Origin of the sequence: Ureibacillus chungkukjangi (genome assembly GCF_044795995.1) — a bacterium.
GTDB classification, from domain to species: Bacteria; Bacillota; Bacilli; order Bacillales_A; family Planococcaceae; genus Ureibacillus; species Ureibacillus chungkukjangi.
Window position 1 is genome coordinate 1,918,757 of the sequence record NZ_CP085009.1, and the last position, 15,383, is coordinate 1,934,139.

Below are 15,383 nucleotides of genomic sequence, written 5' to 3' on the forward strand. Positions count from 1 at the left end.
AATAGCTCTGAAACCAATTTTTAATCTTCAACTAGTACCATTAATCTTATAGTGTTTATAAATTAACACCTGTTGCTTTAGGCAAAAAAATACAGCCTAGACTTCCCAAGCTGTATTTTCAAGCTTATTCTTTTGTTTTTGATAATTCACTTTCTGTGACCCATTTATGATTTGTTACTTTTTCTCCTGTTGTTGAAATGTAATCTACCATATATACAGTAGTTTCTATTGCCGAATCAATTGTTCCTGTTGCTCCTTGCATTCCGTGCATATGGTCTGCATTAATGGTTGCTTGATCACCTGGCTTTAAAGGATCTTCACCAGCTCCCTTTAGTTCCTCATGAATCACCCATTTATGATTTGTAACAGGTTCTCCACCATTTGATGGTGTATAAGATACTGCATAAACTGTTGTATCATAAGCACCTACAATTGTAGCTTCAGCATTATTCATGCCTTCCATATGGTTTGCTTGTATTATAGCTGTGCTACCGACTGAGTATGTTGGATAACTAGCTTCTTTTAAACCATCTGGTAACTTGCCATCAGTTGAATGATTCATTGTTGAATGGTCAATTTGTGTAGTTTCTTCTTTATCATCTTGTGACATATCATGAGCAGCATCTTCATTGTCTCCACAAGCAGATAAATTCAATACAATGGCTAATACTATAATTACAAAACTGAATTTAGACACCGTAAAACCCCTCCATAAGCTATATTATTTTACATCGAATTCATCCTATTAATCGTAACAATTTTCAATCAAAAAATGCTGTGAAATTTTATTGAAATTTTCCAAATAAACCATCTACTAAGTTAGCAAAAAGCCTATTACAGAATACTATTATAAACTATTTTCACTATTTACAGGCTGGAATAATTGCGAAATTTTGCTTTGTCAATAACCAAAAGTTTTCATATTTTCTCTTTCGTGTATATATGAAATCTGTGTTTTTTTAATGGTAATACCTATTTTTAATCGTTTTTGTATAGAAATTCTCTAAAAAACTAATAAATTTTCAAAAATATATTTATTATTTAAATAAAAAGTATTGCAATTTTGTGAACGACAAAATAAAATGAGAAATGTAAAAACTATTAAACTAGAATTTTACGAACACAAAGTAGAAAATAATAACCTAAAAAAGGGGGATAATTATGGCGGGGAAAATTAGAGAAAATATTAATTATGACAAGATTGCACAAATGGAATCATTCAAAAAGTTAACGAAAAGAAAAAACAACTTCTTATGGACTCTTACTGTTATTTTTTTAGTTGCTTACTTGTTATTACCTATCTTAACTTCATTTACTGAAATTCTACATCATAAAGCTGTAGGAGAAATTACGTGGGTATGGTTCTACTCTGCTGGGCTATTTATCATGACATGGGGACTAGCTCATCTATACGTATCAAAGGCGAATTCATTCGATAAGGAAGCAAAAGCGATTATCGAAGAGTATGAGAGAGGTGTTAATTAATGAGTATTACTGCTATTGCAATGTTCGTCGGGATTGTTGGCTTAACATTAGCTATCACATGGTGGGCATCAAGAAAAAATAATACTGCTAGCGATTTCTATACTGCTGGTGGAGGTTTAAAAGGTTGGCAAAATGGACTAGCTATCTCAGGTGACTATTTATCTGCTGCTTCATTCCTTGGTATTGCTGGATCTATCGCTTTAGCTGGATTTGATGGATTCTTCTTCTCACTTGGTTATTTAGTAGCTTACTTAGTGGTTTTATATATCGTAGCTGAACCATTACGTAACCTTGGTAAATTTACTTTAGCGGACATGATTTCTGCTCGTTTTGATGCAAAAAAGGTTCGTGGAACAGCTGCTTTAAGTTCAATTGTAATTGTTTTATTCTATATGATCGCTCAGCTTGTTGGTGCAGGTGCACTTATTCAATTATTATTAGGAATTGATTATTGGGTAGCAGTACTTCTTGTAGGTTTCATGATGACAGTCTATGTATTATTTGGCGGTATGACTGCAACTTCTTGGGTACAAATTATCAAAGCATGTCTTTTAATGTTAGGTACAGTCATTATTTCATTCTTAGTATTAGCTAAATTCGATTTTAATATCTTAACTATGTTCTCACATATGTCTACTGCAACAGAAGCTGGTGAAGCATACTTAAACCCTGGTCTAAAATATACAAATGGAATTGACACGATTTCAATGTTAATTGCTTTAGTATTAGGAACTGCAGGTTTACCACATATTTTAATGCGTTTCTTCACAGTAAAGGATGCTCAAACAGCTCGTTCTTCAGTAATTTGGGCAACTTGGATTGTTGGTTTATTCTATGTGTTAACAATCTTCTTAGGATTTGGTGCTGCTGCATTCGTAGGTAAAGATGCAATTGTTGCTGCAAACGCTGCTGGTAACATGGCTGCCCCACTTCTTGCACAAGCTTTAGGTGGAGATATTCTATTCTCCTTCGTATGTGCTGTTGCCTTTGCAACAATCTTAGCAGTAGTAGCAGGTCTTGTACTTTCTGGAGCATCTGCCCTTTCACATGATATCTATGGTCAAATCATTAAAAAAGGTAAAGTAACTGAAAGAGAACAAGTAATTGCTGCTCGTACAGGTTCAATTATTATTTCTGTAATTTCTATCGTATTAGCATTAGGAGCACAAACTCTAAACGTTGCGTTCTTAGTATCTTTAGCATTCTGTATCGCAGCGTCTGCTAACCTACCAGTAATAATTTACACAATCTACTGGAAGCGTTTCAATACAACGGGTGCAGTTACAGGAATGTTAACTGGTTTAATTTCAGCATTAATTTTAGTAGCGCTTTCACCAAACGTTTGGAATCCAGTAGAAGGTGCAGCAATCTTCGTTGGAGAAGCTTTATTCCCATTAGGAAATCCAGCTATCATCTCTGTTCCACTAGGATTCTTAGGTGGATGGATTGGTACCCTACTTTCTAAAGAAGCTGATGAAGCGAAATATCGCGAAGTTGAAGTTAAAGCTCAAACTGGTATTTCTGTTCAAGACGTATCACACTAATACACAAAATGGCCTCGAGCACTAGTTGCTCGAGGTTTTTATATTTATTACTTCCCTTTTTACTCATAATGGAATAATATAGAAATCAAATAATATCAAGAGGTGAAGGTAAATGTCGAATTCAAGAGCTAAGAAAAACAGGTTGCGTGTACTACGTGAGCAAGGTAAAGATGTAACTATACAACGGGGAGATGTAAAGTTTAGTACGCATGAACGAATGACAAAGACAAAGCAGGAATCCTTAAATAAATTTTATAAGAAGCATAAAAGGCATTTCCAGGACAATCACAATGATTCTTCTGGAGATGCCTTTTGTTTTTTAGTTAATACGACTATGGTTAGTAAAATCAGTACAGTACCAAGCCAATCGATCCATCCAAAAGCAACATTTAGAAATAGAACGGATGTTACAGCAGCCGACAATGGCTCGGCACAAGCCAATAGACTGGTTTCAGATGCAGATAAGTATTTTAAACTCTCAAGATAACTATAAAAAGCAAGGACTGTACCGCAAACAACTACAAATAAAAAGGCTAAGCTTGTAGAGAAATACCATTCCCCTTCAAAGCTCCAGGGAGGTGTTACAAAGCTGAACACAACCCCACCGATAATCATGCCCCAGCCAACTACGATAGTAGACCCCCAGCGTTTTAGAAGCTCGATTGGTTGAATAGTATAAAATGCAAGTCCAAAAGCAGCTAAAATCCCCCATAGAAAGCCTAGCTTTGAGATTGATAAGTTTTGGATATTACCATGAGTTACGAGTAAAAATGTACCAAATAGCGCTAAGAAAACCGCAATCATTTCTTTTGAAGTTGGTCGTCTCTTAGCTTTTAATATAAAATATCCAGTTACAATAGCTGGACCTAAGTATTGTAAAACAGTAGCAGTTGCTGCGTTTCCATGCTTAATCGCAGCTAAGTATGTATATTGTACCCCAATCATCCCTATAATTCCGAAAATTACAATTCCCAAAATATCAGCTTTGTGACGCCATACATCAAATACCCGATTCCCATGTTGTTTATAGGCTATTAATGTAAGTAAGAAGCCTGCAGACAACAGTCTAGCGGTAGTTAGCCATTCTGCACTGATATGTAATTCTTGAAAGAGATATTGAGAAACTGTCCCAGAGATACCCCAGAAAAACGCTGCAGTTAATACTAGAATAATCCCTTTTGTTCTACCCTGTAAGTTCATATTAGACCTCCTAGAAAATAAAGGAAACAAGTCTATCTTATTCGTTATATCTATTGAAAGCAACATAAATTTAAGATTATAAATTCTATATAAACCAAAAAAGATATGTAAAAGCGGATAGTCGCCTTTACATATCGATAATAGATTAAATCTTAATTGCTTGAAGGAATAACTTTAACACGCATTAGCTCACCATCATTGGATACATCAATTTTTAAAGATCCATTTGAATAGCGGTCTGCTTTTGATAATGACTTCACTTCAATCGTTTCTTGTACGTTTTCTTCTGTTTCTAATAACACAGTATCGTTTGCTGAAACCACTTTTACAGCAAAAATTCGATGTGGATTCGTTTTTAACTCTTTTAATGTGACTACGCCTCGTTTTGCACGCGTACTTTTCTCAACCTCTGTTACATTCATGCGTTTGACAGATCCGCGATGTGTAACAATCGCTACTTCTTGCTTTTCTTCAGAATTGAGCAGGTTTACGGCTATTAATAAATCGCCATCCTTTAAATTGATACCTTTAACGCCACCAGTTTTTACACCAGTTACAGGTATTTCGTCAATATCAAATCGTAGACTATAGCTTAAGTAAGATGTTAACAACACTTCTTTTTCAGCTGAAATAAGACTTACAAAAATCATTTCATCTTCGCCTTTAAGGTTCATAGTCTTAATTGGTTTAGAATATCGAGTAACTGCATAATCTGCTAATGCTGAGCGTTTAATTTGTCCTTCTTTTGTTGCTGTGAGGATATAAACATTTTCTTGATCGAATTTATCAATACCAATGACATCTATGATCTCCTCATCTTGCTCGATAGGAACAATACTTGAAATATGCTGGCCAAGATCCTTCCAGCGAATATCAGGTAGCTCATGAACAGGCTGATAAATATAATTTCCTTTGTTTGTAAAGAGCATTAGATGATGCTGAGTATTAAGTGTCTCTTCAAATAATAGATAATCAGAATCCTTCATTGCAAAATCCTGACCATTAGAAGCTGAATGAGAACGTGTGCTTGTGCGTTTCACATATCCGTCCTTTGTTACTGTTACTACAACTTCTTCACTTGGAACTAATACATCTAGAGTTAACTTAATTTCTTCAATTTCCGCTTGAATGACTGAACGACGCTCTTCAGCAAACTTAGCACGGATTTCTGCTAGTTCTGATTTGATGACATTAATCAATTCTTTTTCATTCCCCAAAATATCCATTAGCTTTGAGATTAACTTCTCAAGTTCTTCTTGTTCGGCACGCAGCTCAGTAATATCTGTATTAGTTAAGCGATACAGCTGTAAGCTAACAATTGCTTCAGATTGAGCTTCTGTAAAACCAAATTGTAGTTCTAAGTTATTTTTCGCATCACGTTTATCTTTTGAAGCACGAATAGTTATAATTACTTCATCCAAAATTGAAATAGCTTTGATTAAACCTTCAACGATATGTAAACGATCATTAGCCTTTTTAAGGTCAAATTTAGAACGTTTTGTCACTACATCCTTTTGGTGTTTGATATATGAATCCAGCATTAAAGGTAATGTCATCATTGTTGGACGACGATTATGAATGGCAATCATATTAAAATTGTAGTTGACTTGTAGTTCAGTTGATTTATATAGGTAGTTTAGTATACCAACTGCTTGTACATCCTTTTTAAGTTCAATAACGATACGAAGACCTGTGCGATCCGATTCGTCTCGAATTTCAGAGATACCCTCTAATCGCTTATCTACTCTTTGCTCGTCTATTTTCTTTACTAGGTTAGCTTTATTCACTTCAAAAGGAAGTTCGGTAATGATGATTTGTTCTTTACCACCCTTTACTGCTTCAATCGTAGTTTTAGAACGTACGATTATTTTTCCTCTACCTGTTTCATAAGCCTTTTTAATCCCCTCGACACCCTGAATAATTCCACCAGTAGGAAAATCAGGCCCCTTGATAACTGTCATTAATTCATCAACGGAACATTGGGGGTTATCTAAACGCAAAAGTACTGCATCAAGCGATTCAGTTAAATTATGAGGCGGTATATCTGTAGCATAACCTGCAGAAATCCCTGTAGAACCGTTTACAAGCAAGTTTGGAAATCTTGAAGGTAAAACGGTTGGCTCTAAATCTTGGTCATCAAAGTTTGGAACAAAATCTACAGTTCCCTTATTAATATCGCGAAGCATTTCAGCAGCAATTGAAGAAAGCCTTGCTTCTGTATAACGCATCGCTGCTGGTGGATCACCATCTACCGAACCGTTGTTCCCATGCATCTCTATAAGCATATGGCGCATTTTCCAATCCTGACTTAAACGAACCATTGCATCATACACGGATGTATCTCCATGTGGATGGAAATTACCGATTACATTTCCGACTGTTTTTGCAGATTTACGGAAAGGTTTTTCGTTCGTATTCCCCTCATTGAACATGGCATATAGAATTCGTCGTTGTACAGGCTTTAAACCGTCACGTGCATCAGGTAAAGCGCGATCCTGAATGATGTATTTACTATAACGACCGAACCGATCGCCCATCACTTCTTCTAACGGTAATTCTTGAAATCGTTCGGGTGTCGTCATACTTCTAAATCCTCCTCATGTTGGATGAAATCGCTATCTAAAATATTTAAGTCATCCTCCATACCAAAATCTACATTGGATTCAATCCATTTACGTCTAGGTTCAACCTTATCGCCCATTAATGTTGTAACGCGACGTTCAGCACGTGCGCCATCTTCTATTGTTACACGAATTAAAGTTCGTGTTTCAGGGTTCATTGTTGTATCCCATAACTGATCGGCATTCATTTCACCAAGTCCTTTATAACGTTGGAGCATATAGCCTTTACCAACCTTTTGGATAGAAGCTTGCAATTCTTTTTCTGTCCAAGCGTACTCGATTACTTCTTTTTTGCCGGTACCACGAGAAACTTTGTAAAGAGGTGGTAGTGCAATGTATACCTTACCAGCATCAATTAATGGTCTCATATATTTATAGAAGAAAGTTAAAAGTAATACCTGGATATGAGCGCCATCAGTATCGGCATCGGTCATAATGATGACTTTATTGTAAGCGGAATCATCAATATTAAAATCTGCTCCTACTCCAGCACCAATTGTATGAATGATTGTAGAAATTTCTTCATTTTTCATGATGTCTGATAGCTTTGCTTTTTCCGTATTAATTACTTTTCCGCGCAAAGGCAAGATTGCCTGGAATGTACGGTCACGGCCTTGCTTAGCCGAACCACCGGCAGAATCACCCTCTACTAGATATAACTCATTACGAGCAGCGTTTTTCGATTGTGCAGGTGTCAGCTTACCAGAAAGAAGTGTACTGGACTTTTTCTTTTTGCCACTACGTGCATCCTCTCGAGCTTTACGGGCTGCTTCTCGAGCTTGCTGTGCACGTATAGCCTTACGAACAAGCGAAGCAGACAATTCAGCGTTCTCTTCTAGTACATAAAGCATTTGCTCAAGTACAACACTCTCTACTGCAGAACGAGCTTCAGTTGTACCAAGCTTACTTTTCGTTTGCCCTTCAAATTGTAAAAGATGCTCTGGAATACGAACAGATACAATAGCCGAAAGTCCTTCTCGAATATCAGTACCTTCTAGGTTTTTATCCTTTTCCTTTAAAAGCCCAACTTTTCGTGCGTACTCATTAAATACCTTTGTCATGGCTGATTTTGCACCAGTTTCATGTGTTCCGCCATCTCGTGTACGAACGTTATTAACAAATGAAAGGATTGTTTCTGAATAACCATCGTTAAATTGAAATGCGAATTCTACCTCAATACCTTCTTGAGAGCCTTCGACATATTTAACAGGATGAAGAACATCTTTTTCCTCATTCAAGTATGTAACAAACGCTTCAATTCCGTTTTCATAATGGAAAACATCAGCTTGTCCCTCGCCGCGCTCATCAATAAGCTCGATTTTTAACCCTTTAAGTAAAAAGGCTGATTCACGTAGTCGTTCAGCTAATATATCGTAATTGAATTTTGTCACAGAGAATATTTCTTTGTCCGGCAAGAAGCTGACATTCGTTCCCGTTTCTTTTGTTGTTCCAATTACTTCAAGTGTTGTAACCGGCTTTCCGCCTTGCTCAAATCGCTGACGGAAAATTTGACCATCACGATAAATAGTTACTTCTAAAAATTTAGAAAGTGCATTAACTACAGACGAACCTACTCCGTGTAGACCACCACTTGTTTTATAGCCACCCTGACCAAATTTACCTCCAGCATGAAGGATTGTAAAAATAACTTCAGGTGTCGGCTTCCCCATTTTATGCATTCCGGTTGGCATGCCTCGACCATAGTCACGAACACTCACAGATCCATCCTCATGAATCCTTACAATGATATGTGATCCAAATCCACCAAGAGCTTCATCCACTGCATTATCAACTATTTCATAAACTAAGTGATGAAGACCTCGACTGTCTGTGGAGCCAATATACATTCCTGGTCGTTTTCGAACCGCTTCTAATCCTTCTAATACTTGAATGGCATCGTCATCATATGCGATCCCTGGCTGATTTATTGCCAAATCAAATCCCCCTCCAAAAATACAAACATCCGTTCTGTTTCTATATCCATCGTAATGAGTATAGTAATTTCTGTCAATATTCCTTTTACCAGAAATAAGCTTTTTTATTGTATCAAACTCAAGTCACTCTGCACAAATAGAACTTTATAAAATCAAGTGTGGCTTGGCGTATTTGAAACTTTATTGAACTATATTATAGGCAAATCAATTTCGGCTTGTATATATACCCGTGCTCTTTGAAATATTTATCAAACTACTCGTATCTCTTCTAGTAATGGATAACCTACTTAAAAAGGTAAAAGTGTTTACATATTTTTATTATAACTGTAAATCTAAAAACATATTGTACATTTATTCACGATAATTTTTACTTTTTCCTTCAAGTTCATTCATTTTCTTTAAAAAAACTTTGTTATGATTGAGCTACAGACTCGCAATAGTATAAAAAACTACTCGTCCCGTCACACTTGTTGGGGGTCTATTTAGTTTGATCGATAAAAGAACTAAATACAAATACATCTTCCTCAAATGGTTAAAAAGGTGGTATATTGTTATTACAAGTATTAGTACCAACTATTAATTTTTTGAAAGGAACATTCTATGGTTAATGTAATTATACTTATATTGGCTGCCTATTTAATTGGCTCCATTCCTTCTGGCCTTTGGGTTGGTAAAATCTTTTACAAAAAAGATATTAGAGAGCATGGTAGTGGAAATTTAGGTGGGACAAATTCATTTCGTGTTTTAGGTAAAAAAGCGGGACTTGTCGTAACGATCCTGGACATTTTAAAAGGGACAGCTGCTACATTACTGCCACTTGTTCCGTTTTTTGCAGATACAACAATACATCCGCTATTATTAGGAGCAATAGCAGTTGTTGGACATATGTTTCCTATCTTTGCTGGATTCCGTGGTGGAAAGGCTGTCGCAACCTCTGGCGGAGTACTGTTAGGCTATGCATGGCCATTATTCCTCTTATTAATTGTAGCATTCTTTTTAGCATTAAAGGTTACCAAAATTGTAAGCTTATCTTCGATGATTATTTCAGTTATAGCAGTTATTTATAGCATTATTTATATGATTGTGACTGGAGATATCGCTTTATTGATTTTAATCTTAATATTAACTGTCTTTATATTCTATCGTCACCGTGCAAATCTTAAGCGTATAAAAGAAGGAACAGAACCAAAAGTAAAATGGATTTAAAGATCGGTCTGAAGGGATGTTTATGTATGAACATAAAAGTTACCAAAGAAGCATTACAGTGGTTTAAAGAAGAGATGGAAGTATCTCCTGGCGATATGATTCGTTTTTACGCACGTTATGGTGGTTCTTCCCCGTTTCATGAAGGGTTTTCCCTTGGCATGAATCGTGAGGAGTGGCATGATGTTGGCATAAAGCAAACGATTGATGGAGTTCATTTCTACATTGAAAAAGACGACCTTTGGTTTTTTAATGAGCATGATCTACTAATTGATGTAAATATAGAAGCAGACGAACTTAAATATGAATATTTAGCGTAATAATTAGAGCGAGAAGTGATTCTAGAAGATGACTTCTCGCTTTTTTGTATTTAAATAGAGGTTTTTAAATATAGGCATTGAACTAGTAAGGAAAGAATACGCATTAAGAGAGGTAAAATAAGTGGAATATTATAAAGCAATTCGTAAATATGTAGGTAATAAACCATTACTATTACCTGGTTCAGTAGTAATTATTGTAAATGACAAAAAGGATATTCTCCTGCAACAGCGACCTAATGGGAGCTGGGGCTTGCCAGGTGGCTTGATGGATCTAGGAGAAAGCTATGAGGAAGTCGCATACCGAGAGGTTTTTGAGGAAACTGGCTTAACTGTACGTGATTTAAAATTATTAGGCGTATTTTCTGGCAAAGATTACTTCAGTAAAATTGAAAATGGTGATGAATTTTATTCTGTTACAGCTGTTTTTCTATCAAAAAACGTTAGTGGCAAGCTAAGGATAAATCATGAGTCACAAGCGCTGACGTACTATTCCCCACTTCAACTACCAGATAATATGAAGTCAGAATACATTGGGTTTATAACACCCTATATAGATGAAATCCTCGCTTAAATTAAACTAAAAACGAGTTGAGATTCAATGTCTTCAACTCGTTTTTAGCCATCTAATTCAATTTCAACTTATTCTTTAAGGACGCATTCATTTCCCTAGCTGCTGCAATAGCCTTTGAATCATTGGGTATCTCCCCTGGCTTACTCGCTTTGCCAATAATATAGCTTTCAAAAGCCATATTAAAGAAATCGCAAATGTATTGAAACTGTTGTATCATCGGAAGTGCTTTAATCGTCGGCTTATCTCCTCCTACCGCAATCACATAGGCACTTTTCTTCGCTAATTCTTCTCTAAAGGCAGGTCGATCTTTATCACGTAAAGTTTGAGACCACCGATCAATAAACAGCTTCATTGTTCCGCTCATGCTATACCAATAGATAGGAGTAGCAAAAATAAGTATGTCATGCTTCAAAACTTTATCAATAATAATGTTATATTGATCTGTCACCTCCTGAAACCCTGCCTTTGTGTGCCGCTCATCCTTAATGGGCAGTATGTTATATTCTCTTAGATATATTTTTTCGACAGGCAAATCATTTATCGCTAGCTCAGTTAGCCATTCCGTATTCCCATTTTCGCGAGTACTTCCGTAAATAACAGCAATAGACATGCAATGATTCGCTCCTTTCCTACCATTATATTCATTTAAAACGAATGAAAGAACTGTATTTCTCACAACAGCCCATTAGAACATTTAAAATCAGTATAAAAAACAGTAGCATGTCTATCATGAAAAGTGAACAATATAGCTTGTTTAAAACTAAGTAAGGGGTTTTCATATGGACTATAAAAAGATTGTAGTAGCTGGTAGTGGTGTTTTAGGAAGTCAGATTGCGTTTCAAACTGCATTTAAAGGATATGATGTTGCAGTATATGATATTAATGATGAAGCAATAGATCGTGGGAAAAATCGAATGATGAATCTAAAGGTACGCTATACTCAAGACCTTGAAGCGACAGAAGAAGCTGTAAATTTAGCTTATAATCGTATTTCCTTCTATACAGATTTAGGAGAAGCAGTTCTAGACGCAGATTTAGTTATTGAAGCTGTCCCAGAAGTAGTTGAGATTAAGAAGACTTTCTATCAACAGCTACGTCAAGTAGCACCCGAAAAGGCGATTTTTGCAACCAACTCCTCTACGATGCTGCCAAGTCAATTTGCAGAAATAACAGGTAGACCTCATAAATTTCTTGCGTTACATTTTGCTAATGAAATCTGGTTAAACAATACTGCCGAAATTATGAAACATCCTAATACTGAAAAAACAGTATTTGATGAGGTTATCGAATTTGCCAAATCGATTGGAATGGTAGCATTACCTATTCAAAGAGAACAACCTGGCTACATTTTAAATTCTTTACTCGTTCCCTTCCTAGAAGCTGCTCAAATGCTATTAGTCAAGAAGATTGCTGATGTAGAAACAATTGATAAAACGTGGATGATTGCAACTGGTTCTCCAAAGGGTCCATTTGCAATATTAGACATTGTAGGAATCAATACAGCCTATAACATAGCGAACGCTAAGGGCGAAGCTGGTAATGAAGAATTTAAAAAATTAGCTAATGTCCTAAAATCTGAGTATATTGAGAAGGGAAAATTGGGTACAGAAACTAAACTAGGCTTCTATTCCTATCCTAACCCAAGTTATTTAGAACCAGGGTTTTTAGACAGTTAGAATACAGCGGCACACAAAATAAATGTGTGTCGCTTTTTAATATAAAATTCCCTTATTAAATATATAAACTCCTAACTCAAAACACATTTCTTAAATAACATTACAAGGTTTCTTCTGTTTCGCGGTTTTGAACATATAATAAAACATAATTTACTAGACTTGAGCAGAAAATTTCAACTCCATCAATTGATTTGAAGTAATTTAAGGAGTGTGTAAGTATGAGTAAAGGATGGACAAAAAAAGACATACGAGATCTTACAGGAAAAGTAGCAATTGTTACTGGGGGAAATAGTGGAATCGGCTATGAAACAAGCTTGGCATTAGCTGAAAATTACGCTACAGTCATACTGGCAGTTCGTAATCTGAACAAAGGACATGAAGCTGTAGATAAGATTAAAAGAGAATTTCCTAACGCAAATGTACATGTACTAAAGCTCGATTTAAATGATTTAGAAAGTATTAAAGAATTCGCCGAGGATTTTCGTAAAAAATTTCGTTCCTTATCAATACTGATTAATAATGCAGGTGTACTGATGCCGCCCAAAAAAGAGACAAAGGACGGTTTTGAATCACAATTCGGCATCAACTATTTAGGGCATTTTGCTTTAACAGGATTATTGCTCGATTTAATCATTAAAACACCGGATTCTAGGGTAATTTCACTTGGTAGTCTTTCTGCGCATTCCATTAAGCCAGAATTTAAAGAGTTTCTTGGCTCTAAGGTGAAATCTAATGCCATGAAGCGCTATGCTCAAAGTAAACTTGCTTGTATGTACTTTGCTAAAGAGCTTCAATATCGTTTTCGTGCGCGGAATATTGATTCAATAAGCGTTGCTTGTCATCCAGGAATTGCGCAAACCTACATCTTCGGGAAGGGTTCTCGTAAGCTTAAGACGCGCCTTACACGGGCTTCATTAAAAATGATTGGTCAAAGTGCGGAGGCTGCTGCGAATCCAATTTTGTATGCAGCAACAGATTATTCGATTCGTGGAGGAGAATATATCGGACCAGATGGACGTAAAGGAATAAAAGGCTCCCCTACTGAACTAGAAATATTAGATCAGCAATTTGTTGAAAATGTATCCAGTAATCTATGGATCCTTTCAGAAAAGCTTACAGGCATCACATATAAATTTTAAAACCAATCCCCTCTAAAAGCACTGTGGAGGGGATTGGTTTTTATTTTTCTACTTTATCGTTCAAAAACAACTCGACCTGCTACAACTGTTTTCACAGCTATAGCTTCTAGCATATCCTCTGATGACCCTTCAAATAAATCACGATTAAAAATAGAAAAATCAGCATCATAGCCTGGTTTGATGAACCCACGAACAGCTTCTTTTCCAATGGCTTGTGCACTACCATACGTATAAGCACGGATTGCCTCAAAGCGAGTTAGCTTCTCTTCAGGAATGTATCCCTCATGCTGTGCTCCAGGCTTTTTACGTTCAACTGCAGCATAAATAGATAAAAGAGGATCGATATCTTCAATTGGTGCATCTGTTCCAGCAGAACACATAATGCCTCTATCCAGCATTTTTTTCCAAGCATAAGCATACTCTAAGCGATTTTCACCAAGTCTTTCAATTACCCAAGGGAAATCTGAAGAAACAAAGGCTGGCTGTATATCCACAACTGCCGATAACCTTGTTATTCGTTCCATTAGATTCTCATTTAAAACACAGCAATGTATTAATCGATCGCGTTTGTCTGCTGGTACAGGGTATTTTTCAATAGCGTTCAAAACTTGCTCAGTAGCAGCATCACCAATCATGTGAACAGCAATTGCCTCATTATATTTACGTGCTAATTTTACAAGCTCCTCTAGTTCTTCATCAGTGTGAATAAATAATCCTTTATTCTCCGGATTATCACAATATGGTTCAACTAATGCAGCAGTTGCTCCACCTAACGAACCATCAGCAAAGATTTTCATAGCACCTGGTTCAATAAAGGGTTCATCATAGGAAGGATTTGCCTCCATCATCTCTTTAAAAACAGCATGATGCCGAAGTAAATTCACACGGAAATGACGCTTTTCTCCTATTACTCTTTCATAAGCGGTTAGAGGATTCGTATAACTGCCAAAATAGCTCATATCCTCACTGTGACCACCTGTTAAACCTTTAGATAGCATGTCATCAATCGAATAGTTCAATGCTTCTACTAAATTTTGAACATAGGCTTCTCCTTCTCGAACAATCGCATTATTAACTAGACTTGTAGCTTGCTCATATAAGAGACCGTTTAATTTACCATTGGAATCACGGCCAATTTTACCTCCTGCTGGAGAAATGCTGTCTTCATGAATCTCTCCTGCATTCAGTGCAGCTGTGTTACCCAAAAGGACATGATGACATACACGTGTTAAAAGGATGGGACCTGATCGGATGGCATCAAGCTCTTGAATAGTAGGAATACGCTTGTCTTTAAAGTTATTTTCATTCCATCCTTCTCCAAATAACCATTTATCTGACGGCGTATTCTTTGCTGCTTCACGTACTAAGGAAAGTACTTCCTCTACTGAGGTTGCATTTGATAGATCAAGACGCAGTAATTTCTCCCCGTGGCCTATGATATGAAGATGACTATCTACAAATCCAGGATACATTGTAGCTCCTTTTAAATCATGAAAAGTATCAGCTTGTACTTTTAGTTTCTCGAATGCTCCTACTTCTATAATCTTACCATGCTCTACTAAAACAGCCTCTACTCTATCATTCTCATCAGTCATTGTATAGATTGTCCCGCCATGCCATAAATCTTTCATCTTACCAAACCTCTCTACGTAAATTTTTTGGATTTACATTTATATTTCGAACTAAAATT

General features: G+C 36.3%; 13 protein-coding genes. 7 read left to right on the forward strand and 6 right to left on the reverse strand.

The genetic code is table 11. From position 1 onward, the window contains the following. Positions 1-124: 124 nt before the first annotated feature. Positions 125-697, reverse strand: coding sequence for a YdhK family protein (locus LG296_RS09505; protein WP_235867655.1), 573 nt, complete (start codon positions 695-697; stop codon positions 125-127). A 464-nt stretch (positions 698-1,161) separates the two neighbouring features. Here LG296_RS09505 and LG296_RS09510 point away from each other — a divergent pair, with 464 nt between their 5' ends. After that, the gene (locus LG296_RS09510) at positions 1,162-1,485 is read left to right on the forward strand and encodes a DUF485 domain-containing protein (RefSeq protein WP_107936365.1); all 324 of its coding nucleotides are present in this window, start codon (positions 1,162-1,164) and stop codon (positions 1,483-1,485) included. Further along, positions 1,485-3,029 (forward strand): cation acetate symporter, encoded by a 1,545-nt coding sequence (locus LG296_RS09515; RefSeq protein ID WP_107936367.1) that lies wholly within the window; start codon positions 1,485-1,487, stop codon positions 3,027-3,029. The genes LG296_RS09510 and LG296_RS09515 overlap by 1 nt, the downstream gene beginning before the upstream one ends. A gap of 285 nt (positions 3,030-3,314) precedes the next feature. Here LG296_RS09515 and LG296_RS09520 read toward each other — a convergent pair whose 3' ends face one another. From LG296_RS09520 to parE, 3 genes are all read right to left on the reverse strand, one after another. Further along, on the reverse strand, positions 3,315-4,229 hold the full coding sequence (locus LG296_RS09520) for a DMT family transporter (RefSeq protein WP_107936369.1): 915 nt from the start codon (positions 4,227-4,229) through the stop codon (positions 3,315-3,317). Between the two features lie 152 nt (positions 4,230-4,381). Then, positions 4,382-6,811 carry a DNA topoisomerase IV subunit A gene (gene parC, locus LG296_RS09525; RefSeq protein WP_107936371.1) on the reverse strand — a complete coding sequence of 810 codons (2,430 nt, stop codon included), beginning with the start codon at positions 6,809-6,811 and terminating at the stop codon, positions 4,382-4,384. Next, positions 6,808-8,784: a DNA topoisomerase IV subunit B gene (gene parE, locus LG296_RS09530; protein WP_107936373.1), complete on the reverse strand. Its 1,977-nt coding sequence runs from the start codon at positions 8,782-8,784 to the stop codon at positions 6,808-6,810. Before parE ends, parC begins: the two co-directional genes overlap by 4 nt. 600 nt (positions 8,785-9,384) lie before the next feature. On the opposite strand from parE, the gene plsY reads away from it, so the two are divergent. The 3 genes from plsY (at position 9,385) to LG296_RS09545 (ending at position 10,878) form a co-directional block, all read left to right on the forward strand. Continuing rightward, positions 9,385-9,990, forward strand: coding sequence for a glycerol-3-phosphate 1-O-acyltransferase PlsY (plsY, locus tag LG296_RS09535; RefSeq protein WP_107936375.1), 606 nt, complete (start codon positions 9,385-9,387; stop codon positions 9,988-9,990). 26 nt (positions 9,991-10,016) lie between these two features. Then, positions 10,017-10,307, forward strand: a complete 291-nt coding sequence (locus LG296_RS09540; RefSeq protein WP_107936377.1) for a HesB/YadR/YfhF family protein — start codon at positions 10,017-10,019, stop codon at positions 10,305-10,307. A gap of 121 nt (positions 10,308-10,428) precedes the next feature. Beyond that, positions 10,429-10,878 (forward strand): NUDIX hydrolase, encoded by a 450-nt coding sequence (locus tag LG296_RS09545; protein WP_107936379.1) that lies wholly within the window; start codon positions 10,429-10,431, stop codon positions 10,876-10,878. A 52-nt stretch (positions 10,879-10,930) separates the two neighbouring features. Here the strand turns inward: LG296_RS09545 and LG296_RS09550 are convergent, their stop codons facing one another. Beyond that, positions 10,931-11,488, reverse strand: coding sequence for a flavodoxin family protein (locus LG296_RS09550; protein ID WP_107936382.1), 558 nt, complete (start codon positions 11,486-11,488; stop codon positions 10,931-10,933). Between the two features lie 169 nt (positions 11,489-11,657). Here LG296_RS09550 and LG296_RS09555 point away from each other — a divergent pair, with 169 nt between their 5' ends. Beyond that, positions 11,658-12,554, forward strand: a complete 897-nt coding sequence (locus LG296_RS09555) for a 3-hydroxyacyl-CoA dehydrogenase (protein ID WP_107936384.1) — start codon at positions 11,658-11,660, stop codon at positions 12,552-12,554. Positions 12,555-12,772: 218 nt separating this feature from the next. Next, complete coding sequence (locus LG296_RS09560; protein ID WP_107936386.1) at positions 12,773-13,693, forward strand: oxidoreductase; 921 nt, start codon at positions 12,773-12,775, stop codon at positions 13,691-13,693. Positions 13,694-13,746: 53 nt separating this feature from the next. Here LG296_RS09560 and LG296_RS09565 read toward each other — a convergent pair whose 3' ends face one another. Beyond that, positions 13,747-15,324 carry an amidohydrolase gene (locus tag LG296_RS09565; protein ID WP_107936388.1) on the reverse strand — a complete coding sequence of 526 codons (1,578 nt, stop codon included), beginning with the start codon at positions 15,322-15,324 and terminating at the stop codon, positions 13,747-13,749. Positions 15,325-15,383: the final 59 nt, after the last annotated feature.